This is a genomic window from Streptomyces sp. BBFR25, assembly GCF_044590125.1.
Classification (GTDB): Bacteria; Actinomycetota; Actinomycetes; order Streptomycetales; family Streptomycetaceae; genus Streptomyces; species Streptomyces canus_D.
Window position 1 is genome coordinate 473,409 of sequence record NZ_CP172447.1, and the last position, 21,539, is coordinate 494,947.

At 70.5% G+C, this 21,539-nt stretch carries 19 protein-coding genes and 3 pseudogenes; 13 read left to right on the forward strand and 9 right to left on the reverse strand.

From position 1 onward, the window contains the following. The first annotated feature begins 31 nt into the window (after positions 1 to 31). From ACGH52_RS02025 to ACGH52_RS02040, 4 genes and pseudogenes are all read left to right on the forward strand, one after another. Positions 32 to 1,030, forward strand: coding sequence for an ester cyclase (locus tag ACGH52_RS02025; protein WP_399937081.1), 999 nt, complete (start codon positions 32 to 34; stop codon positions 1,028 to 1,030). Positions 1,031 to 1,490: 460 nt separating this feature from the next. Further along, on the forward strand, positions 1,491 to 1,838 hold the full coding sequence (locus ACGH52_RS02030) for a hypothetical protein (RefSeq protein WP_399937084.1): 348 nt from the start codon (positions 1,491 to 1,493) through the stop codon (positions 1,836 to 1,838). Positions 1,839 to 1,890: 52 nt separating this feature from the next. Next, positions 1,891 to 3,013 (forward strand): annotated as a pseudogene (locus tag ACGH52_RS02035) (epoxide hydrolase family protein). Positions 3,014 to 3,101: 88 nt separating this feature from the next. Beyond that, on the forward strand, positions 3,102 to 3,368 hold the full coding sequence (locus ACGH52_RS02040) for a hypothetical protein (protein ID WP_399947053.1): 267 nt from the start codon (positions 3,102 to 3,104) through the stop codon (positions 3,366 to 3,368). Positions 3,369 to 3,593: 225 nt separating this feature from the next. Here the strand turns inward: ACGH52_RS02040 and ACGH52_RS02045 are convergent, their stop codons facing one another. Continuing rightward, on the reverse strand, positions 3,594 to 4,574 hold the full coding sequence (locus ACGH52_RS02045) for an alpha/beta hydrolase (protein WP_399937087.1): 981 nt from the start codon (positions 4,572 to 4,574) through the stop codon (positions 3,594 to 3,596). Positions 4,575 to 4,695: 121 nt separating this feature from the next. Further along, the gene (locus ACGH52_RS02050) at positions 4,696 to 5,265 is read right to left on the reverse strand and encodes a hypothetical protein (protein WP_399937090.1); all 570 of its coding nucleotides are present in this window, start codon (positions 5,263 to 5,265) and stop codon (positions 4,696 to 4,698) included. A 42-nt stretch (positions 5,266 to 5,307) separates the two neighbouring features. Here ACGH52_RS02050 and ACGH52_RS02055 point away from each other — a divergent pair, with 42 nt between their 5' ends. Then, on the forward strand, positions 5,308 to 5,997 hold the full coding sequence (locus tag ACGH52_RS02055; protein WP_399937093.1) for a haloacid dehalogenase type II: 690 nt from the start codon (positions 5,308 to 5,310) through the stop codon (positions 5,995 to 5,997). A gap of 145 nt (positions 5,998 to 6,142) precedes the next feature. On the opposite strand, the gene ACGH52_RS02060 is transcribed toward ACGH52_RS02055, so the two are convergent. Both ACGH52_RS02060 and ACGH52_RS02065 read right to left on the reverse strand, forming a co-directional pair. Further along, positions 6,143 to 6,985, reverse strand: coding sequence for a DUF899 family protein (locus ACGH52_RS02060; RefSeq protein WP_399937096.1), 843 nt, complete (start codon positions 6,983 to 6,985; stop codon positions 6,143 to 6,145). A gap of 97 nt (positions 6,986 to 7,082) precedes the next feature. Continuing rightward, on the reverse strand, positions 7,083 to 7,613 hold the full coding sequence (locus ACGH52_RS02065; protein ID WP_059302726.1) for a MarR family winged helix-turn-helix transcriptional regulator: 531 nt from the start codon (positions 7,611 to 7,613) through the stop codon (positions 7,083 to 7,085). A 63-nt stretch (positions 7,614 to 7,676) separates the two neighbouring features. Here ACGH52_RS02065 and ACGH52_RS02070 point away from each other — a divergent pair, with 63 nt between their 5' ends. Next, positions 7,677 to 8,057: a tautomerase family protein gene (locus tag ACGH52_RS02070; RefSeq protein WP_121703230.1), complete on the forward strand. Its 381-nt coding sequence runs from the start codon at positions 7,677 to 7,679 to the stop codon at positions 8,055 to 8,057. A 56-nt stretch (positions 8,058 to 8,113) separates the two neighbouring features. Here ACGH52_RS02070 and ACGH52_RS02075 read toward each other — a convergent pair whose 3' ends face one another. Beyond that, positions 8,114 to 9,229 carry a hypothetical protein gene (locus tag ACGH52_RS02075; protein WP_399937099.1) on the reverse strand — a complete coding sequence of 372 codons (1,116 nt, stop codon included), beginning with the start codon at positions 9,227 to 9,229 and terminating at the stop codon, positions 8,114 to 8,116. A gap of 77 nt (positions 9,230 to 9,306) precedes the next feature. Further along, positions 9,307 to 10,362 carry an ArsR/SmtB family transcription factor gene (locus tag ACGH52_RS02080; RefSeq protein WP_399937102.1) on the reverse strand — a complete coding sequence of 352 codons (1,056 nt, stop codon included), beginning with the start codon at positions 10,360 to 10,362 and terminating at the stop codon, positions 9,307 to 9,309. Between the two features lie 152 nt (positions 10,363 to 10,514). Between ACGH52_RS02080 and ACGH52_RS02085 the strand changes: the two genes are divergently transcribed. Further along, entirely contained in the window at positions 10,515 to 10,985 is a 471-nt protein-coding gene (locus tag ACGH52_RS02085) for an RICIN domain-containing protein (protein ID WP_399937105.1), read from the forward strand. Between the two features lie 51 nt (positions 10,986 to 11,036). Next, positions 11,037 to 11,577, forward strand: a pseudogene (locus ACGH52_RS02090) (transposase). Between the two features lie 5 nt (positions 11,578 to 11,582). Here the strand turns inward: ACGH52_RS02090 and ACGH52_RS02095 are convergent. Further along, positions 11,583 to 11,963, reverse strand: coding sequence for a helix-turn-helix domain-containing protein (locus ACGH52_RS02095; protein WP_076977980.1), 381 nt, complete (start codon positions 11,961 to 11,963; stop codon positions 11,583 to 11,585). Between the two features lie 74 nt (positions 11,964 to 12,037). Between ACGH52_RS02095 and ACGH52_RS02100 the strand changes: the two genes are divergently transcribed. Together ACGH52_RS02100 and ACGH52_RS02105 are read left to right on the forward strand one after the other, a co-directional pair. Continuing rightward, the gene (locus tag ACGH52_RS02100; protein WP_399937108.1) at positions 12,038 to 12,721 is read left to right on the forward strand and encodes an NADPH-dependent F420 reductase; all 684 of its coding nucleotides are present in this window, start codon (positions 12,038 to 12,040) and stop codon (positions 12,719 to 12,721) included. Positions 12,722 to 12,824: 103 nt separating this feature from the next. After that, positions 12,825 to 13,031, forward strand: coding sequence for a hypothetical protein (locus ACGH52_RS02105; protein ID WP_399937111.1), 207 nt, complete (start codon positions 12,825 to 12,827; stop codon positions 13,029 to 13,031). Positions 13,032 to 13,059: 28 nt separating this feature from the next. Here the strand turns inward: ACGH52_RS02105 and ACGH52_RS02110 are convergent. After that, positions 13,060 to 13,835 (reverse strand): annotated as a pseudogene (locus ACGH52_RS02110) (GNAT family N-acetyltransferase). A gap of 255 nt (positions 13,836 to 14,090) precedes the next feature. Here ACGH52_RS02110 and lanA point away from each other — a divergent pair. The 3 genes from lanA to ACGH52_RS02125 all read left to right on the forward strand — a co-directional run bounded on the left by lanA (position 14,091) and on the right by ACGH52_RS02125 (position 18,924). Next, positions 14,091 to 14,252 (forward strand): SCO0268 family class II lanthipeptide, encoded by a 162-nt coding sequence (lanA, locus tag ACGH52_RS02115; RefSeq protein ID WP_059302729.1) that lies wholly within the window; start codon positions 14,091 to 14,093, stop codon positions 14,250 to 14,252. Positions 14,253 to 14,335: 83 nt separating this feature from the next. Beyond that, positions 14,336 to 17,470: a lantibiotic dehydratase gene (locus ACGH52_RS02120; RefSeq protein ID WP_399937114.1), complete on the forward strand. Its 3,135-nt coding sequence runs from the start codon at positions 14,336 to 14,338 to the stop codon at positions 17,468 to 17,470. Then, a complete protein-coding gene (locus ACGH52_RS02125) occupies positions 17,467 to 18,924 on the forward strand; it encodes a lanthionine synthetase C family protein (protein WP_399937117.1) in 1,458 nt (485 codons plus the stop codon). Before ACGH52_RS02120 ends, ACGH52_RS02125 begins: the two co-directional genes overlap by 4 nt. Positions 18,925 to 19,129: 205 nt before the next feature. Here ACGH52_RS02125 and ACGH52_RS02130 read toward each other — a convergent pair whose 3' ends face one another. Further along, a complete protein-coding gene (locus ACGH52_RS02130) occupies positions 19,130 to 21,499 on the reverse strand; it encodes a protein kinase (RefSeq protein WP_399937120.1) in 2,370 nt (789 codons plus the stop codon). Positions 21,500 to 21,539: the final 40 nt, after the last annotated feature.

Genomic DNA, 21,539 nt, shown 5'->3' on the forward strand with positions numbered 1-21,539 from the left:
GCATTCACATCACACCGGAACGGAAAGCACCATGGCCCTGCACCCCGTCGCGTACGAGCCCTACAACGACCCGGACGAGTTCATCCGCGAGGTGACCGACCGCATCTGGGTCGCGCGCGACATCGCCCACATCGTCGACAACTACGAGCCCGACTCGATCGTCCACACCAGTCTCGGGACCGTCATCGGCCGCGACGGCGTCATCGAGGGCAGCACGATGCGGATGGCCGCCGTGCCCGGCCACATCGGCCAGGCCGAGGACGTGGTGTGGGAGGCCCGCGGGGACGACGCCTTCCTCAGCTCGCACCTGGTCTTCTCCGCCGACGAGCATCTCGTGGACGGCCGCAGCGTCCGCGTCCGCAAGCGGACGGTGGCCAACTGCCTCTACCGGCAGGGCCGCATGGTCGAGGAGTGGGTGGTGCGCGACGACCTCGCGGACTGCCTGCAGCTCGGTATCGACCCGGACGAGGCCGCGCGCGACCGCCAGTTCCAGGGCTACACCGGGTCGATGACCGACGAGCCGCCGAAGGACGTGCTCCTGGAAGGTGTCAGCGGGCCGCGCCCCGACGACTTCCGTCCCGAGTGCGAGATGGTCCTCGAGTTCATCGACCGGGTCTGGTCGCAGCGCGAGCTCAACAAGGTCAACGACTTCATGGCGCGCGACCTCTTCCTGCACACCATCGGCGACCGCACCGTGATCCGTCCCGAGCGCTACCAGGCCGATCTGCTGGAAATGGTCGGCCCCTTCCCCGACGCGCGCTTCGCCGTACGGGACGTCCAGACCCACCATGCGGAGCGCTACGCGGGTCTGCGCGTGGCCGTGACCTGGACCATGCACGGCACGTACCGCGGCATTCCCGCCTTCGGCCCCCTCACCGGCAAGCCGGTCACGGTGCTCGGCGTCTCGCAGTTCCTGATCCAGGACGGCCGCATCGTGAAGGAGGTCCGCGTGTACGACGAGATCGCGCTGCGCACGCAGATCAACGCGGGACGGGAGGACGGCGCGGACGTGGCGGCCAACATCTACTAGGACTTGTCCGTCCGAACTCGCGCGGAGCCAGGTGGTGAGGGCTGCGACGGTGGCGGTGCCGAGGAAGACGTAGCCGCGTTCGTCGTGGCGGGTGGCGACGGCCCGGGACTGTGTCAGGCGGTTGATCGCCCGCTCGACGGTGTTGCGCTCCTCGTAGCGGTGCTCGTCGAAGGCTGGCGGCCGTCCGCGGTCGGACACTCGTAGAACTCGCCCCGGGCGCGTGACGCCTCCGCGAACGGCTCCCTTCGGACAGCATCAGGCGCAGACCCACCCTCACGGCCTTCGTCGTGGTCATGTGCACCTGGGTCGGAGCACATGACCAGGCGAAGGCCGCCCTGGATAAAGAAGCAGCTGAGTTTTCGCAGGCCGGACCCGAGCCGCAGCATGGGCTCAGGGTTTCGAACACCGGCTCAACCAATCGTCCGCGTCGGCCGGGCTCGCGGCACTCACCGTCCTCGGCGTGCTCGTGGTCGCGGTCTTCACCGGGCCGATCACCATTGTCGTCGGCACCGCGTTGACCGTGTGCGGGTTCGCCGGTGCCCAAGGCGTACTGGTGGGCCTCGCGCCGGACTTGGTCGCCCCGGACGACCGCGACACCGCACAGGGCCTGCTCAACTTCATGAACGCCCTGGGTGGCGGGATCGGTCCGGCCGCTGTCGCGGGCCTGTCCGGCGTCGTGCCGGTGCCGGTGGCCCTCGCCGGGCTCGCGGCACTCCCCCTGGTCGGACTCGTCCTCAGCCTGACCCGGGGCCATACCGCCGCCGACCGCCGCCCCGACCCGGACGCCACGCGTGGAAGCTCGCGATGACGGTCCACCTGCATCTGATCCGATAACGCCGCGACCAGTTGGGAGCCTCGCCATGTCCGCCAAGCCATTCGAGGTCAGCATCACCGAAGCCGAGATCGCGGACCTGCGAGAACGATTGCGACGGACGCGCTGGCCCGAGCGCGAGCCGGTGGACGACTGGTCACAGGGTCTGCCGCTGGCGTATGCGCAGGAGCTGTGCCGCAGCTGGGCCGAGGACTACGACTTCGGGTTCGCCGAGCGACTGAACGTGTTCCCGCAGTACCGCGACACGATCGACGGGCTGGGCATCCACTTCCTGCACGTCCGCTCGCCGGAGCCGGACGCCTTCCCGCTCGTGCTCACGCACGGATGGCCGGGTTCGGTGCTCGAGTTCCTGGAGGTCCTCGGCCCGCTCACCGACCCGCGCGCACAGCGGTGACCCGGCGGACGCGTTCCACGTGGTCGCGCCGTCGTTGCCCGGGTACGGCTGGAGTGACAAGCCGTCGACGACCGGGTGGGGCATCACTCGCACGGCACGCACCTGGGACGCGTTGATGGTCTCGCTGGGATACGAACGGTACGGCGCGCAGGGTGGTGACTGGGGTTCGGCGGTATCCGCGGTGCTGGGCGAGGTGGCGCCCGAGCGGGTCGTCGGCGTGCACCTGAACCTGGGTTCCGTGGCGGCGGGCACGTTCGACGACCCGACGCCCGCGGAGCTGGCGAATCTCGAGGCCGAGAAGGAGATGCGGCGCACCGGACGCGGGTACTCGGCGATCCAGGCAACCCGGCCGCAGACGCTCGGCTACGGCCTCACCGACTCCCCGGCGGGGCAGGCCGCATGGATCGCCGAGAAGTTCTGGGCGTGGACGGACAACGACGGCCATCCCGAGGACGCGTTGTCCCGGCAGACGATCCTCGACGAGATCTCGGTCTATTGGTTCACCGCGTCGGCCACGTCGTCGGCGCGCCTGTACTGGGAGAGCTTCGCCAACTTCCGAGACCAGGTGACGACCGCGCCATCCGGGCTGTCGGTCTACCCGCGCGACATAACCCGCCCGTCGAGGCGGGAGGCCGAGCTGCGGTTCACCGACCTGCGCTGGTTCGAGGAGTTGCCCCACGGTGGCCACTTCGCCGCGCTGGAGCAGCCGGAGTCGCTGGTCAATCAGGTGCGCGGGTTCTTCCGCCTGTTCCGCTGACTGTCCGTGCCAACCCCTGGGAAGCCCGGGGCAACATAGCGCGGGATCGCCGGTTGGCTCAACCGGCGATCCCGCGCATCGTTGAAGGTTGACCGCCATCAACTGCCCGTACTTCGGAAGGTACGACCTGGCATCAGAAGAAGTGCTTGCGCCCACCGACCGCGCGACCCGTCGCACCCAGGATCCACAGGATGGCGCCAACCAGAATGAGGATGCCACCGATCGTCGTCAGCAGGCCCATGCCGACAAGCAGGCCGATGATCAGCAGAATAAGTCCGAGAATAATCATTTCGAAACCCCATCGTTAATGCCGGCTCAGGCGTGGGTGAGTATGAACCTCACAACAGCGTCCTGAGTTCGTCCTTTGGTTCCTGGATCCCGACCAACTCCGAATGCCAGGACCTCCGTGCGATAGTCCTAGTGCCCGGCGACACGCTGTTCACGCACCCCTTCGAAAATTCGTTCAGTACGCCAGCTCCTCGACCGTCCTCGGGTGGTTCGCTTCGGCGGTCCCTGCTCGTGACCTGAACGACTGCCTCATGATCGAACGTCGCACCGACGTCGCCCAGATCGCGGGACGTCAGTCAGCCGCCAGTACCCGCTCCAGCCAGGAACGACGGGTCTGCCACGCCGCCCGGCTGATCACCGCGTCCGGGACCACCAGGTCGAACGTGTGGTAGCCGCCGGACCACACATGCAGCTCGGCAGAGCCGCCGGCCCGCCAGATACGGTCGGCGTAGGCGACGGCCTCGTCGCGCAGCGTCTCCGCGGAGCCGACATCGATGAAGGAGGGCGGTAGTCCGGACAGATCCGTGGCGCGGGCGGGTGCGGCGTAGGGCGACACGTCCGGGCCCCCGCACTCGGAACCGAGCAGGGCCTTCCACCCGAAGCCGTTCCGGCTACGGTCCCAGACATCGACACCGTCCATCTGATGGGCGGAAGCACTGTCGTTGCGGTCGTCGAGCATCGGGCACATCAGCAGCTGTCCGGCCAGCCGCGGACCGCCCTTGTCACGCACCGCCAAACTCAGCGCGGCGGCCAGGCCACCGCCGGCACTCGTCCCCGCGACGACGATCCGGTCCGCGTCCAAGCCGAGTTCGGCCGCGTGTTCTGCGGTCCACAGCAGCCCGGCGTAGACATCGTCGAGTGGTGCCGGATACGGGTGCTCCGGCGCGAGCCGGTATCCGGCCGAGATCAGTGACGCCCCGAGCCGCTCGGCCTCGTCCAGCAGCGGTTCGAGGAAGAAGAGGTGCCGTGGATCGCCGCTGAAGTAGCCGCCGCCGTGCACGAAGTAGATGACCGGGCGGGACACTGCCGGACCCGAAACGGCGGCAGGCGTGCAGATCAGCAGCTCAGCCTCTGGAGTTCCGTACGCCCCCGGAACCGAGTGCGAAGTCCCCACGAACCGCCCGCCCCGCCGCAGTTCGTCGAGCGTCGGTACCTCTGCGGCGTCTTCGGCCCGGACCTTCGGCAACCGCTCCAGGCTCATCGGGGCCGAACCGGCCTCGTGCACAGCGCGGTATCCGTCCAGCAGCGCCGCGTCGCAACGTATTGCCGTCATGAGTCCACCTTCGTCGGAGTTCGCTCGCCATCCTCGGAGATGGCGAGCGTGCGCTCCGAATGCGCGCCCCGCGATCCATCGCTGGAAGCGAGAGCCCAGCCGCCGGCAGTGTAGATCTTGCTCAACGTGGCCAACCCCCAGGGTTCCGGGGTCCGATCCGCGTCACGCCGGTGGGATCACAGGCGCGGTGGTATTGGACAGGCCAGGCGGCCCGGTCCGATGCGCGCCCGCGCAGGGCGAGGTAGGGGTCGCCGCGCAGCAGCGCCCGGCCCAGCATCACCGCATCCGCCCGTCCGCCCGTCCGCCCGCCACGAGTGCGTAGGTCCGAGGACAGTTCGCCGATCTGCCCGACCGGGGCGTTCGGCAGTCCCGACGCCTCCCGCAGCGTGTTCGCCAGGTCGACGTGGACGGCCTCGCGCAGGGGCGGGCGGGCCTCCTCGTCCCGTACGCCCAGGCCGGAGGAGACGTCGAGGAGGTCAATGCCCGCGGCCGCCAGCTCCTTGGCGAACAGGGCCGACTCCTCGATGGTGATGCCGCCCTCGCCCCAGTCCGTGGCGGTGATGCGGAAGAGGACGGGCTTGCCGTCCGAGTTGGCCGCGCGTGGGGCGTGCTCTGTGATCCGGCGGGCCGAGTCGGAGCCACGCCGTGTCCCTGGGCGGGAATCTTGATGCGCCCTGCTGTGTTCGGCCAACAGCGCCTCTTACGCCCCTGCTTCGTCCAGGAGACCTCACCCATGTCAAAGCTAGAGATCGATGCCGTGGTGTTCGACGTGCTCGGCACGCTCGTCGACGAACCCGCCGGTATCCGCGCCGGCATTCGTGAACTCGACCCGTCGATCGACGATTCCAGGGTCGAGCAGCTTTTGTCGCTGTGGCAGCAGTACATCGACCGCGAGCAACGTCGCATCCTCGACGGCGTCCGGCCCTACCTCACCAGCGACGTCCTCGACCTGGAAGCCGCCCGGCTCGTCGCCGAGGCCGCCGGAGTCGACGACCCGGCCGCCGTAGCGGCGCTCGCCCTGTCGGCTCGCAGGCTCCCACCGTGGCCTGACACCGTGGCAGGGCTTGCCCGACTCGCCGAACGGTTCCCGCTGATCGGACTCTCCAACGCGAGCCGGACGGCACTGCTGGGACTCAACGCCCACGCCGGACTGCGCTGGCACCAGGCCCTGTCCGCCGAAGACGCCCGCACCTACAAGCCGGACCCAGCGGTCTACCAGTTGGCCGTCGCCGTCTCCGGACGACCCCCGGAGCGGCTCCTGATGGTCGCCGCCCACGCCTGGGACCTGCGCGGAGCACAGGGCCGCGGTCTGCGCACCGCCTACGTAGCTCGCCCTGTCGGCGACCCGCCCACCTCATCGGACGAGTTCGACGTGCACGCCGACGATCTGGCCGACTTGGCCGACCAACTCGACCACTCCTGAGCGTGGCCCGGCGGCTCATCGGCGAAGCCGCGTGGCGGACCGCCCACCCTGGCGTGTTCTCGCCGCCGCTCCCGGAGCGCCGGGGCACCACGTGCCTCGACGTCAGTCACGGTCGCGGACCGAGGCGCGACGATTACTCGCGCCGTCAGTGGCAGTGAGGGGACTCGGCCGCCGGGCCGGTGCCGGTGGCGCCCAGGTCATCGGAGTGACCGGCGTCGATGCGCGGCCACTGCGATGTGGGACGTCCAATGGGCCGCTCTTCCCGCAGCGGAGGCCAGTCGGGAGCGCCGCCCAGGGTTCGCGTGGCGTGCCCGAGGCGCTGCCAGCCTGCCGGTGAGTCCTCCCATGCCTCCTGGCGTCCGAACGCCGTGAGGTCCATGAGTGCGTAGCTGTAGTCCACCGCCTCGGCCCCGCGGCGATTGGTCCAGTACGTCTCGAAGACACGGTCGCCGTCGCGCAGGTAGCACACCAGGTGGAACAGGCCGGGTTCCCGGCCGACAAGGAGCGTTTCGAGCGAGGGCTGGGCGGAGTACCACGGCATGGTCCAGCCCATGAAGGCGCGGTAGCGCAGGCTCTCCTCGTACGATGTCTGCGCATCCGCGAAGCCGTAGGCGGTGTTGCGGCCCTGACAGAGCACGGCGAAGGTGATGTCACGGGAGTGCAGATAGGCCAGCTCGCCCACGTGGCTCATCACCCAGGTACAGCCCTCGCACTGCTCAGCGGCCGGTCGGCCCGGCCACCACATGAAGTAGTAGGCGATCATCTGGCGTCGCCCTTCGAATGCGTCCAGGAGTGTCATGGGGCCGTCCGGTCCCAGCAGCGTGCTGTCTGCGGCGACCTCTACCATCGGGAGCCTGCGACGCGCGGCGGCGATCGCGTCGCCTTCGCGGGTGTGGGCCTTCTCCCTCGCCCTGAGCCCCTCCAATTGCTGCTCCAAGGTCGCGCGGTCGACGACCGGCGGTTGCGCCCTGCTCAGGTTCTCGGACATCAGCGGCTCCTGGGTTCACTTCGTCGTGACGCCAACGATCTCTGCATGGGCTCCCGCATACAAGCTCATCGAATCCGCCCAGGCCGCCGGCGCGCCGTCAACGTCTCGCACGTGGTTGCGGTGGCTCGGGCTGGCGCGAGGTTCGAGAAGGCGTATTACGGTGCTGGTTTCCCACGTCCTCCAGGGCGGATTCGTAGGCGTGCAGCGCGGCGATGACCGTGGCGCGTTCCGCGGGGGCCAGAGCGCGCATGACGCTTTCCCAGGCCGAGGCGCTGCCGGAGAGCCACTCCCCGATCGGTGCGGCGTAGGCGGGGGCGATGGCGATGATGCGGCGGCGTCGGTCGGCGGGGTCAGCGGTGCGCTGCAGGACGCCCGGCCGTGACAGCTCGCTGACCATGAGGCTGACGGTCGTGGGGGCCACCTCCAGCCGGGCGGCCAGGTCGTTGACGCTGGTGGGACCGTCGTACTCCAGGTGGGCCAGCAACGCGAGGTGTCGCGGTGCCAGGTCCAGGCCCTGCAGCGCCGCCGGGACGGGCAGGCGCTTGGCGCGGCCGACGAGCCGGGGCATGAGCAACAGCAGGGTACGGACGGCCTCATCGAGGGCTGGACCGTCCGATTCCGTGGACATCGGTAACCCTCCCGGATACCTTTAGAGACAAAGGCTTTGGAAACAAAGGGAACGAGGCTCACTATGCCGCATCTGACCGTCCACCTTCCAGAGAACAGGCTGACCGGCAACGAATCCCTGCTGGTTGCCGCACTGACAGACGCCATCGTCGATGTCTACGGCGCATGGGCCCGCGACCTCGTCAGCATCCGCCTGGCCGGAGTCCCCGCAGGCCGCTACGCGCAGGGCGGTACGGCCGTCGACACCAACGCCTCCGTCGTCCTGAACCTGCGCGACGGTGTCTTCGACCGCCCCGACGCCGACCACATCACCGCACGCCTCGGTACCGCTCTCACGAACGCCGTCACCCACGTCGCGGGCGAAGACCTCCGCGCCGGTACCACGGTCCAACTCGTGGCATCACCTCCACAGCGCACCTTCGTCGGCGGCACCCCCTCCGCCTGACCGCCCGACCGGGCCGCCTCCGGGCGAACCCCGGCACTCAGAGAACCGTGACCACTTCAGCCGATCGGAGGCTCAGACAGGTCCGACAGGTGCCATGGTGCGGGATCGTCTGCGCGTTGCTCGATGATCTCCGCCGCCGCGTACCGAAGCTGAAAGGTGTGGGCGTGGTCGCTGTCCATCCAGTACAGCGTCATGGCAGAGAGCATGCTTTCCTTCACCCAGCGCGTGCGGGCGGAGGTGCTGGTCTCCTGATCGAGGATCCATGCCTCGACCTGTTCGGGAAGGCCGAAGGTCAGCGCGTAGGCGGCCGGATCGTCCTGGGACCGGATCTCCCAGACCGGGTGGGGCCCTGGTTGTCTGAGTCGGCGCAGCCGGACGGAGTGGGTGGGGTGCCGGCGTGCGTAGCTGACGAAGCCGTACAGGTCGTCGGATGCCAGTCCGAGAACGAACGGCGCGGCGGGGAAGGCCAGAATGAGTCCCAGAGTGGACCGGCTGCGCAGACTCTCCGCCAGGACGTCGAGTGGAGCGGTCACGGAGGGGTCGGTGACGGCTGGTTGCCCCCACAGGTCCAGCAGGGGCCCTCGCAGGTGGGTCCGGAGCCCGTGGACGGTCGGACGGCTCGCTGCCGGTAGCGCCTGCATCGCCGTGTGGACGTCCTTTGCCGCGGTGCGTACCAGGGTGCGCAGTCTCGCGAAATCTGGCATGGACAGGTCGACGAGGGATATCTGATGGGCGAGAGCGAACTCCTGGGCGTCCTGACTGAACCCGGACGTGGAGAAGATGGCGTAGCTGTACCGGTAGCGGGTTCGGGGCCGGCGTGGGCCCGAATGTCTCGTGACGGTGGTCATGACGTTCTCGTTGACGTCGTGCACGACACCGTGGCCGTTGCGAACGGTGGACAGTCGCACCCTGGTCCGGGTGAATTTCGCTTCCACGAAGAGGCGGACCGGGAGGGAGAACGGCGGTACGTACCGGAACTGTCCCAGTGTGTCGGCCTGGTGCCAGGCTCCACGGCCGCGCACGACCAGGCCGTGGTTGCGCACTTCCAGCGTCTTCCACGGTGGCCGCTCTCCGTCGTCCTGGGCGGTGAGCACCTCGTATCCGCTGGAGCGCAGCAGCCACGCCAGGACCTCCTCCAGGAGGTATCCGCGCAACGCACGTTCACTGACCATGGCGGGACCTTAGCGGGCCTGCCGATGAGGTATCACCGTCGGGTGGCAGACCGGTCGGCGTCGAAACGCGCGTCCGGTCAGTTCGGGGCGGAGTTCAGCAGTGCGGCGCCCATGGACGTCATGGTGTGGAGCACCGCCTTGCCATCCCGGCTGGTGGTGATCAGGTTGGCCTTGCGCAGCACCGTCGCGTGCTGGCTCGCTGCCGCCGCCGAGATACTCAGGCGGCGAGCCAACTCTGTCGTGCTGCAACCGTCGGCCACTGCCTTCAGTGCTGCGGCGCGGGTGCGTCCCAGCAGGTCGCCGAGCGCCTGGCCACCGGACTCGCTGACGTCCCAGACGGCAGTGCCGGCCGTGGCATCGCCGATCGTGGGCACGGCCAAGACCGGTGCCTTGGCCGTGTCCAGCGGGCACTGCAGCAGCTCCACCTGCCGCGACGAGAAGACCGTCGGTGCGATGACGAGACCCCGCCCCCGCAGATACACGTCGGCGTCGCGCGGGTGGCACACCTCGAGCACCGGCGCCCGCCAGCGCACCAGAGGAGGGCACAGGGATTCCAGTAGCCGCTCGACTCCCCCTTCGGCCATCGTGCGCGCGTAGTCCGCCCGGACCGCGGTCAGATGAGATCTCGCCCCTCCCCAGTAGGGCGCCACCGTCGCTCGGTGGCAGGCGGCGAGGGCCTCGGTGAGTTGCCGCCGCGGTTCCAGGTCGCCGTCCACCAGGCTCCGGGCCCAGGAGCGGTGCGCCGGCTGGAAGCGGATGTGCTCCAGTTCCATGCGCAGCAGCGCGCGCGGAGCCGCGAGGACGTTGTCCACCGCCTCCTCGATGCACGTCGTGTCTCCCGCGAGGCTCGCCACGTCCACCATCGGTCCGCCAGTCGGCATCAGCGCGGCCAGCGGCCGTGCCTGCTCACCCACCCGGCCGCTCACCGACGTCCGCCAGTGGTGAAACCCAAGGGTTCTGTCGCGCTCCCACAGCAGCTTCACGCTGTCGAACGTCTCCGCGGCCACACCGATCGTCGTGGCCAGCCGAGTCCGGGCGAGATCCCCACCCGTGAAGTGAATCCGTTTCATCGAGCGTCCCCCGTCGCTCAGCTTCTTGATCGCACACAGTCTCCGCCCGCGTCGGAAGCCCATACAACGATGCTTTAAGTCACGACCGAAGGGATGGAACGCCTCCTTGCGGGTCTGTCACTCTGCTCAGGTCCTCAGGCCCAAAGGTTCATGGGCCGTTTCGCACTGGCGTGACGCGCAGCGACGCCGGGCCCCTCACATGTAGGAGTCGTCGAATGCTCAAAAAGCTTCACCTCGCAGGCGTACTGGCTGCTCTTGCCTTGGCCTTTTGCAACAGCACCGGCACGGTAGCGGCAGCCCCTCAAGCAGACCCCATCAACACCTTCCGCAACCAAGGCACTCAGGTTTGCCTGGACCACAACGACTCGGACGGAGTGCGGGGCTTTGGGTGTCATTACGGCGTATGGCAGCAGTGGCGGGTCCACGCTTGGGGCGACGGCACACGGCGCTTTCAGAATGTCGCCACGGGCAAGTGCCTCCATTGGAGCAAGGGCCTCGGCAACGACGGCGTATACGGAGCCGCCTGCAACACTTCGCAGAACCAGAGCTGGTATGTCGACCATTGGAGCGATGGCAGCCTGACGTTCAGGAACCAGCTCGACGCCAGATACTGCCTGGACCACAACTTCGACGACGGGGTCCACATGCGCGAATGCAATCGTGGCGCGTGGCAGAAGTGGTACTAAGAACTCCTAACGAAATGATCTTCGAGGAGGTTGGATCGTTCCGGGAAACTGATGATCCGGGGGTGTGGGGTGGCTCGGCCGAAGCCGTGGAGGGTCGAGGACGAGTTGTGGGCGGTGATCGAGCCGCTGTTGCCCAAGGTCGAGCGTCGGACCCGACACCCGGGACGCAAGCGGCATCCGGACCGGCCGGTGTTCCAGGGCATCCTGTTCGTCCTGACACCGGGATCTCCTGGGAGTATCTGCCGCAGGAGCCAGGCTTCGGCCCCGGGATGACGTGCTGGCGCCGTCTGGCCGAGTGGACCAGGCCGTGCCGTCGGTGCGAGGCAAGCGGGACCGGCCCGGGCTCCGCCCCGACGTGGTGCTGGGCGACCGCGGCTACGACCACGACCACGACAAGTACCGCCGCCTGGTGCGGGACCTCGACGTGGAGCCGCTGATCGCCCGCCGCTGGGGCGTTGAGCGCGCGTTTGCTCACCTGCACCGGTTTCGCCGCCTGCGGATCCGCTGGGAGATTCGCGACGACATCCACGAGGCGTTCCTCGTCCCGGGATGTGCCCTCATCTGCCGGCTACGTCTGCGCTCACGCCGTTGACCGGTTCAGCGAGTAGGAGGAGGGGACTGCGGGGCGGGAGTGCATGCTGCTTCCTGGGCTGCCACAACGTCATCACCGTACTCGAAGGCCCATGCGCCGACTGCGTCGATGGGCGCTAGCAAGGTCCGGCCCAGTGCGGTGAGTTGGTACTCGACCCGTGACGGTGCGTCGGGGTGTGCCTGCCGGTCGACCAGTCCGTTGAACTGCAGCCGCCGCAGAGTCTCGGTGAGGACCTTGGAGCTGATGCCCCCGATCCGCTCCCGTAGGTCGACCGGGCGCCTGGGGCCGTCGCGCAGCGCCCAGAGCACCACGGCGTTCCAGGTGTTGGAGAGCAGGTCGAAGGCGAGGCGGGCGCGGCAGTCGGCGAGGAAGGCGTCGGTCGTCACGTACCAAATGGTGCCCGAACCGCCCTCTACCGTCGGTGTGAACGGTGGAACCAGGTAGGGAGAAGGAACGCGTGATGAGAATCGGTGTACTGGGAACGGGCAACATGGCCGACGCGCTGGCCACCCACTGGGTGCGGGCCGGGCACGAGGTGATCATCGGGGGACGGGACGCACACAAGGCGGAGCGGCTCGCGATGCGCGTCGGAGGCAGCGCGAAGCCTGCCAGTCTGCGCACGGCGGCCGAGTCCGGTCAGGTGGTGTTGGCCGCGCTGCCCTTCGGGGCAGGAGTAGACGTGGCACGCGAGCTGTGCGCGGCCCTGGAGGGCAAGGTGCTGCTCGACTGCTCCAACCCGGTCGGGCCGGGCTTCCGGCTGCTGACGGACGGAGGCCCCTCGGCCGCGCAGCAACTGGCCGCGGCGGCACCGGGGGCCCACGTGGTCAAGGCTTTCAACCTCTGCCACGAGGACGTGTGGCGCATGCGGCGGCCCGTCTTCGACGGGCGACCACTGGCCGTGCCGGTCTGCGGGGATGACGAGACGGCCCTCGCGCGTGTACGCGAGTTGGTGCGGGACGTGGGCTGTGAACCCGTGGCCGGCGGCGGTCTCGAACGGGCGGCACTCGTGGAAGCGACCGCCGCGCTGTTCATCGCGCTGTGGGTCGGCGAGGGAGCGGATGCCCAGGCAATCGCCCCGCCGCTGGCATACGCGGCCGGACCGAGTCACCAGGATGCGGAAGGCGGCACGGGGGCTTTCCGTTAGGAATTCTAAGAGCACAGTGTCGACGAACGAGTCGACGAGACCATCCATCACCCGTACCAGCCCGCGTACGCGGCCAATCGGAAATGATCAGAAGGGAAAAGACATGAAGCACACTCCTCGCTGGGCCGCAGGCCTGTTGACCGTGGGCGGCCTCGCCACGGCGCTCCTCGTCGGCCCGGCCGCCACTGCCCAGGCAACCGAACTCACCCCGCAGTGCAGCGGTGGCTGCGTCCAGTCCGTCCCGGGCGGCTTCCAGGTGTCCTCCACCCCGGCGGTCCTGACCACCGACGGCAACTGGGACCCCCACTAGGCCGTCCCGCTTGCATCGGGGGGGCCGGTCAGTCGGTGAGCCCGTAGAAGCGCATCGGCGTGTTCGGTGCGAAGCCGATACGCGGGTACACCGGTGCTCCGGCGACGGTGGCGTGGAGAGTGGCACGGGTCAGTCCGGTGGCGCGGGGGCGCCCTCGTGCAGCGCCTTGCGCGTCACCGCCTCCCCGTAGCCCCGGCGTTGCCAGTCGGGGTCGGTGGCGACGAGGACGACGAACAGGCGGCCCGCCGTCTCCACCGTCGCGGCGCATGCCACCGGGTCGCCGTCCCGCAGGGCCAGGTAGGCGTACACCTCGTCCTTCCACAGCGCGGAGCCCGCGATGCCGTCGCGGCAGTCCTGCGGAGGGAAGCCGTACGCGCGCGCGTTGAGGTCGGCGTAGGCGAGCAGTTGCTCGTCGGTGACCACCCGCTCGAAGGTGAGGTCCGGGTGGTGGGGGTCGGGGACGGGCAGCAGGTCGCCTGCCATGCCGGTGCCTGGGAAGGCGTAGGCCAGGCCGGCGCGGTCCACCGCCTCCTCCAGTGCCGCGTGCGCGTCGGCGGCGAGCAGGTCCTCGAAGAGCCACAGGAAGCCCGGCTGCCGCTTGGACCGCATGATGTCGGCCGCCTGTCGCAGACGCTTCTCCAGGGTGGCCGCGTCCACCCCGGCCTCCTGGGTCAAGGTGACGGCGTTCCAGAAGACGAAGCGGCAGTCGGCCCAGCGGACGGCGACACCGGGGAGGTCTCGTACGTCCGCTTCGGCGTCCCGGTCGAGCACCATGGCCCGCCAGGCCGTCGCCAGTTGTTCCATCGATTCGACCGCACCCGCGATGTTCGTCACCGTGCTCCCTCACCTTGTCCTGTGGGCGGTTCTGGTGCCGCTGCCGCCCTTTCCGTGCGGGGACCTCCGCTCCGCCCCCTCTTCCTCGGCAGCGGTCGAGCCCTTGATCAATGGCTCGATTTCGTCTACCGACTGTCAGAGGCGTGAGCAAAGGTTGCGCATGTCCGGGCCCCGACCGGGGCCCTGGCGTTCGAGTCCGTGCACCCCACCATCCAAGGGAGAAGCATGCGCACCGAGATGATTCTGTCCCACGAAGCCCCCGAGCTCGACCTCGACCTGGATCTGCGCGTCTCCGACCTCCCGGAGCAGGCCGAGTCGTTCGGCCAGGGCACGTTCACCTCGCCGAGCAGCTACGCGATCGGCACGCGCTGCCCCATCTGTTGCTGACGGACTGAGGCCCCCTCGGGGCTCTTCCGAGCGGGGCGGCCCGAATCCGCCCCGCTTTCCGCACGACGGCGAGGAGCGCACACGTGGCGGCGGAGTCCGAAACCCACCAGGCAACTGCGGCCTTCGAGGTGCGCGAGCCCGTACTGGTCCGAATGGCGAGTCGGCCGCGCGGCACCGCGCCGGCCACGGTGGATGCCGCCGATCCGGTTTCCGGGGCGCGGCAGCTCGCCTCCGATCCCCTGCTCAGCCAGGCGGTCCGGGTCGCCAGCGGCTCGCTGGCCCACAGCCTTGCCGGTCTGACCAGTGACGAAGGCGCCTCTGCCCTGGGCCGCAAGCGGACCGTGAGCGCTGCGCGGACCCTGACGCGCTACGCCCGCCGCGCCGCGGCGCGCCCCACGCCGTTCGGCCTGTTCGCGGGGGTCGGTACCGCCCGGTTCGGTTCCTCGGCCAAGGCGGAGCCAGGCACCGGTGAGGTCGCGGTCCGGCTCGACGGGGCGTGGCTGCGGCGCCGGGTACTGGCCTGGCTCGAGGAGCCCTCGGTCCGCCGGCGCGTCGACGTCGTACTCAATGACCTGTGCTTCGTGCGGGACGGACGGCTGTATCTGCGCACCGGTGGACAGGAGCAGTCGGTGCGCGACAACGCGCTGGTCGGCGCCGTGCGTGAGCGGGCGCGCACACCGGTTCCGTATGCCGATCTGCTCGTATCACTGGGGGAACGCTTCCCGGCGCTGGACGCCGAACGGCTCGACCGTCAGCTGGCCGGACTCCTGCAACACGGCTTCCTGCTCACCTCGATCACCCCGCACCGCATCGACGGCGCGCTGCTCGACGGCATCGAGGCGGTCCTGGACGCGGCGCTTCCCGACGACGCGCAGGCGCTGCGGGACATCCGGGCGGCCTGCGCACGGCACGCGGAGGACCCTCCGGGGCTGGGCGACGACTCCTGGCAGAAGGTCCTGGACGAGGTCCGCCGCCTCGACGTCCCCGGCACGGACAGCGGGCCGCACGCCCGGCCACCCCTGCATGTGGACCTGCACATACCAGGCGAGTTCGTCGTACCGGAGGCGGTCGGGCGGGAAGTGTGCCGGTACGCAGCCGCGATCTGGGCGATCACACCGGAGTGGACGACGCTGGCGTACATGCGGGACTACCGCGAGCGCTTCATCGAGCGCTACGGCACCGCCTGCGCCGTACCGTTGGGCGAGCTGGTCGACCCGCACCGCGGGCTCGGCCTGCCCCCCGAGTACGGCGCGGAACCGGTGTACGCGCGCGGTGGCCCGGGTGACGAGGCGGACGGTCCCAGACGCGCGATGATCGGCGAACTGCTGCAGGAGGCTGTCCTGTCCGGCGGCGACCTGGTGCTGACCGACGACGTCGTGCGGCGTCTGGCCGAAGTCGCCGGGCACGATCCCGCCGCCGCGCCGCCGCCCAGTCTCGAACTCTGCTTCCAGGTGCTCTCCGAGAGCACCGCCGCACTGGACCGCGGCGACTTCCAGTTGCTCTGCAGCCCGCACATCGGCGCCTGGACGGCGGGCGCGACGGCGGGCCGGTTCGCGGCGGTGGCCGGCCTCACCGACGACCTCGCCCGGCTCGCCGCCGGCACCGCCGACGACACGGTGATCACGGCCCAGGTCGAGTTGATGCCCCAGGAGCCGCGCGGCCTCAACATCGTCCAGGTGCCCCGTCTGCTGCCGAACCGCATCCCCGTCGGCGTACCCGACGACCGGGGCGACCCCTGCTGTCTCGACTGGCGCTCGCTGCTCGTCGCCGCCGGTTCCGACGGGCTGCGGCTGCTGCACCCAGGGAGCGGCCGTCCGGTCCGCCCGGTGCTGCCGCACATGCTGGCCCTGGACACCCAGGCCCCGCCGGTGGCCCGGTTCCTCATGGACGTCGCGACGGCGCGGCCCCGAGTGTGGTCGGGCTGGAACTGGGCGGGGCACGACGCTCTGCCGTATCTGCCGCGTGTCCGGTACGGACGAGTGGTGGTGATGCCCAGGCGCTGGTTGCCGGGCCGACGCCTGCGCGACGCCGCCAGGGCGCAGGGCGCCGGGGCGTGGGAGCAGGGCCTCGACGCCTGGCGCCGGCGCCTTGCCGTACCGGACCGACTGCACATCGCGCGCAACGACCAGATGTACCCCGTAGACCTGCGCGACCGCTGGGACCGGGACCTGCTGCGCGCCGAACTGACCGCCGCACATCCTCAGTTCGTCCTCTACGAGGATCTGACGGCCGACGGTGCGGGGCTCGGCTGGAACGACGGTCACAGCACGGAGATCGTGGTGCCCCTCGCGGGGGCCCGACGGACCGCCGGGCACACGGCTCCGGAAGGCGCCGAGCAGGCGCAGGGACAGACCGCGCCGCCCGTCCGGCTCGCCCCCACCCGTGTCCATCTGCCGGGCGAGGACTGGCTGTTCACCAAGTGGTACGCCGAAGCGTCGGCCCACGACGCTCTGCTCACCGAGCATCTTCCGGCCCTGCTCGCCGAGGTCGAGGACGAGGTCGACCGCTGGTTCTTCCTGCGCTACCAAGACCCCGAACCGCATCTGCGGCTGCGGTTCCACGGCGATCCCGCGGCGCTGAACGGCCGGGTGCTGCCCGCGCTCAGCCGCGTGTCACGGGCCCTCGTCGAAAACGGGGCCTTGCGGGCGATGACCCTCGACACGTACCGGCCCGAGAGCGACCGCTACGGCGGCGAGGCGCTCCAGGAGGCCGCGGAGCGCTTCTTCCGGACCGACAGCCTGTCGGCGCTCGTGCAGTTGCGCGCATCGCAGGGCGTCGCGCGGACGCTCCCCGCCGCCGTGCTCGCCGGGCTCGGGCACGCGGTGCTGCTGGAGTCCCTCGGGGACTGGGACTGGTGCGGCTGGGTCGACCGGATGTTCACGAAGACCACGGAGCACGAGGTCTACCAGCGACACCGTGCGGTCGCCGACCGGCTGATCAGGCCGGGCAGCGCGGTGGCGTCGGCCGCGGAAGCGCTCGGGACTCCGTCGCTCGGCGCGCTGTGGTCGCAGTCGCCCGAGCCCCACGCGTACGGGCGTTTGATCCTGTCCGCTCCGGAAGCCGACCGCGACGAGGCGCTGCTGTCGCTGCTGCACATGCGGCACAACCGCCTGTTCGGCATCGACCGGGCGGCCGAGGCCCGCGGGTACGCGGTGCTGCGCGGCGCGGTACGGACCCATGTCGGGCGAGGACGGCACCTGAGCAGGAGCGGACGATGAGCGACATCGCCGAGGGCGGGGCACGGGAGCACACCATGAGCGGGACCACCGGGACCACCGGGACCACCGGGACCACCGGGACCACGGGGACCACCGGGACCACGGGGGGCGGCGGGACGTGGGAGCACCCTGCGGGCGGGCCCTCTCAAGGCCTCCGGGAGCGGGCCGCCGACGTTTCCGCCGAGATCCTGAACCGGCTCGCTGATCCCGCCGCTACGATGGCGGCCACCCGCATCCCCGCCCACGCCGCGGACGACGGGGTGGCCGAGCCGGTCTGGGCCGAGCTCACCCTCGGCAGTGGCAGTCCCGGGCTCGCGCTCGCGTTCTCGGGGGTCTCCCGGGACGCGGCGCGACAGGTGCCGCGTGCCCATGCGTATCTCACGGCGGGAACCCGCGCCGTCTCGGGCGGGCCCGGCACCGCAGGCGGGATTTTCAAGGGGCCGGGGGCACTGGCGTTCGCCGTGCTGCTCGCTCACCGCACCACCGGGGGCTACGTCTCCGCGCTCCAGCGTTTCGACGCCTACCAGCGCGATCTCGTGGGGACCGTCCTGCCGCCCGTCGAGGACCGGCCGCTGCCCACCATCGGGCACTACGAGGTGGTCCGCGGCCTGACCGGTGTCGGCCGCTATCTGCTGGCCCGCGCGGAGAGCTGCGAGGAGCCGCTGACGGCGGTGCTCCACTACCTCGTACGCCTGTCACTCGGCACCGTGGAGCACCAAGGCGCGGACGTGCCGCGCTGGTGGGCCCTGGACGCGCCCCGGATCGGCTCCGAGGCGGCGTTCCCCGGAGGCCACCTCAACCTGGGTCTCTCGCACGGCGTCGCCGGGCCGCTCGCGCTGCTGGCCCTGGCCTGGGAGCAGGGTGTGCGGGTGCCGGGGCAGCAGGAAGCCATGGAGGCGACCGTCGATCTGCTGCGCACCTGGGCGGTGACGGACTCCTACGGCCTCTTCTGGCCCGGCTACCTCTCCTTCGCCCAGTGGCAACGGGGGCCCGCCGCCTACGACGGCAGCGCCAAGTGGCCCGCCTGGTGCTACGGGGCTCCCGGAGTCTCCCGGGCGCTGCAACTGGCCGGACGGGCGCTGGGGCGGACGGACTTCTCGGACCTCGCCCGCGCCTCGGTGGACCGGCTGCTGGTCCTCCCCCGGTCGGCGTGGGGCATCGACGACCATGCGCTGTGCCACGGTTGGGCCGGGGCCCTGCACCAGCTCGGCCGGCTCAACGAAGCGTGGCGGGAGCCCCGGCTGGACGAACTGCGGGACGACATCGCCGCCGAGATCGTCTCCGCCTTCGACCCGGCGCTGCCTTTCGGACTGCGTTTCACGATGACGAAGGTGCCGTTCGGCTCGGATGTCTCGGGCTATCTCGACGGGGCCGCCGGCGTCGCGCTCGCCCTGGACTCGTATGCGGTGGACGGCACACCGGCCGACTGGGACATGCCGCTGCTGCTTGCATAGCCCGCGTGGCGGTCGGTCGGTCGGCGGTACCGTTTCAAAGGACGCGCAACCCGAGTCCATGAGCCCGATACACGCAGGTGTCGTCGCCCCACAGCGTCGCCTCGGCGACAGCCCAGCGGCCCGTGCCCCACCGAGAGGCGGCATCCGGTGACGGCACCTCGGCAGCGGTGTCAGCCCCGACCGGTGCGCCGTGCGGGCCAGGTTGTCACGGGGCGTTGACCGCCCGCAGGGATGACGTGCCGACCACGGCGTACCATCCCTTGTCGTCGGCGGCGAGCCAGGTGACCGCCTCGTTCACCGGCCACTCCTTGAGCACTTTCCCCGTGCGCAGTTCCAGCGCCCGGCACACCTGCCCGGCCGTGACGTAGGCCATGTCGCCTCCGATGGCGGGCGGGCAGCGTGCGATGGCGTCGAACGACGTCCGCCACAGCTGCCGCCCGCCGTCCGCGAGGTCGAGTGCCTGCAAGGTCCTGGCGTCCAGCCAGTTCAGCAGGACCCCGTCCCGCACGACGGGGCCTCGTCTGCCACCGCCCGGCAGCGACGGCCAACTGGTGTCGAGCCCGGCCGTGGGGTGGCTCCACAGCCGCTTGCCGCTGTCGGGGCTGAAACCGATCAGGTCCTCCCCGGCGGCCAGCAGCAGACCGGTACCCGCGGCGTGCCCGAGGGCGGTGGCGCCGTTCCCGGCGGTGAGGCTCAGCGGTTCGTTGCGCAGGCGGTCGCCGGTGCGTACGTCGATGAGGTGCAGTTCGTCGGCGTCGCTGAACAGGGCGAAGCGCTCGCCGCCGCGGCCGTCCGGCGCGGGCAGAGTGACCGGCGCGGTCTGGGGCTGCCCGGTCTTGCCGAGCCCGGTGTAGGTCCACGGTTCCCGGCCTGTGGTCGCGTCGAGGCAGAAGATCCGAGGATCCAGCGCTCCGGTGTCCGGGACGAGGAGCAGCCGGTTGCCGGAGACCGCGGGCGCTCTCCAGTCCCGCGTCTCCTCCCTCTCGTGGGTGCGGGGTCCTTCGGTGGCGCGCGAGCCGCCCGAGGGCAGCGCGAACGAGCGCAGTACCCGGTCGTCCGTCGATCCGCCGTCGTCGCCCAGCGTGACGAGCCGTCCGTCCGCGACGGCGAACCACTTCACGGTCCCCCGCCATGGCTGCTCCGGCGGCTGTGGGTCTCCTGTCCGTACTTCGTAGACCCTGTCCAGGAGCTCCGGGGCGATGAGCAGGCCGCTCGTGACGCCCCAGAGCGACTCGTGAGCGGCGCTCACCGGCGCCTTCTCGTCCTGCCAGTGGCTCGCCCCGTCCTCGGCACCCACGGCGCGCACCAGTCCCTGTGTGGCGGCCAGGCCTGGTCTCGCCCCGTGCACCAGCACAGTGTCCCCGGCGAGCAGGGCGGACGTCACGTCACCCGCTATGTCGTCCTGGCCGGTCAGTCTCCAGCGCTCCCGGCCGGGGTGCTTGGACCCTGTCTCCAGTACGGGACCGTCCTCCTCGGCGCCTGTGCCTGGTGTTTTCGGTGCATGTGCCACGGCCCAGACAGCCAGGCCCGTGAGCCCGGCTCCACCGGTGGTGAGGAAGGCGCGGCGTGTCAGGGTGTGCAGGCGAGCGGAGCGGTGGGACGGGGCGACGGCCGGTCCGTCCGGGACAGGCTCGGGCGTCGGTTGCCGCTGCGTCCCGGCGGAGGACGGCGGCTCCTCGGTGTCTGTCAGTCCCTCGCCCGCGATCAGTGACCGCAGTGGTTCGTCGCGCCACCACAGGGGCGCGTCCGGCGAGGCGGTCAGGGCCAGCACCTGTGCGAGGGAGGGCCGGCGCCCCGGCTCCTTGCGCAGACAGTCGGAGACGAGTGCGCGCAGACCCGCCGTGTCCGGTACGCCGTCCAGGTGCGGCTCTTCGTGGGTGGCCCGGTAGAGCAGGACCGCCACGGGACCCGAGCCGAAGGGCTGCTCGCCCGTCGCGGCGAAGGCGAGGACCGCGCCCAACGCGAACACGTCGGCGGCGGGTCCGGCATCGTCGCCGGCGACCTGTTCGGGGGCCATGAAGCCGGGCGTGCCGATCATCGCTCCCGCCTCGGTGAGACCGAGGTCTCCGGCGGCCCGGGCGATGCCGAAGTCGATGACGCGCGGACCGTCGGCGGTCAGCAGCACATTGGACGGTTTGAGGTCGCGGTGCACGATGTCCACCGCGTGGATACTCGCCAGTGCCTCGGCGAGGCACGCCCCGAGCGACCGCACGGCCCGGGCGTTCAACGGCCCGCCTGCGACGACCGCGTGGCGCAGGGTGACTCCCGGCAGGAATGCCGTGGCCAGCCAGGGCACGACGGAATCAGGATCGGCGTCGAGGACCGGGGCGGTATGCGCGCCCGTGACGGCGCGCGCGGCGGTGGCCTCGCGCCGGAATCGCTCTCGGTAGCGCGGGTCCGTGGCGAGGTGTTCGTGGACGGTCTTGACGGCGACGAGCCGCCCGCCGGGGCTGCGCCCCAGATAGACCTGCCCCATGCCGCCCGACCCGAGTCGCCGCATGATGCGGTGACCGCCGAGGAGACGCGGGTCGTCAGGGAGCAGCGGCGCACCGGGGAGCAGGGGGACTTCCGTCATGTGCGCCTGCCCTGGTGCGGGGCATCGTCCGTCGTTGCCC